This window comes from Brevibacterium sp. SIMBA_078, assembly GCF_046534565.1.
GTDB lineage: Bacteria > Actinomycetota > Actinomycetes > Actinomycetales > Brevibacteriaceae > Brevibacterium.
This window is the reverse complement of record NZ_JAWRYQ010000059.1, coordinates 1-369: the sequence shown is the minus strand read 5'-3', so window position 1 is coordinate 369 and position 369 is coordinate 1. Positions and strand designations below refer to the sequence as shown.

The window sequence follows — 369 nt, the reverse complement described above, 5'->3', positions numbered from 1 at the left end:
GCCCAACAATCCGGTGCCGGTGAGCTGTCCGACCAGGCCATCTCCACCAGTCAAGCCGCCCAGGGCTCCGTCGTTACCAACAATATCGCCCAACAGTCCCTCAGAACCGGTGATGTCGCCCAGCAATCCGTCATTGCCAGTCACGCTGCCAAGTAGCCCATTGTCGGCGACGACAGGGTCGAGCAAGCCAATGTCATTGGAAACACTGCCATCGCCTTGAACTGGTTGTCCGAACAAAGGTGCGCCGATTTCGCCCAGGAGGCCGTCGTCCCCTAGCAGGTCGCCCAACAATCCTTCGGAGCCGGTAACATCCCCCAAGAGGCCGTCATTGCCAGTGAGGTCACCCAGCAATCCTTCGTCGCCGATAAC

1 pseudogene is annotated in these 369 nt (G+C 59.9%); it reads right to left on the bottom strand.

Features of this window, described 5'->3' with window-relative positions:
- Window positions 1-369: pseudogene (locus tag SB749_RS18855) on the bottom strand (hypothetical protein); the annotation flags it as partial.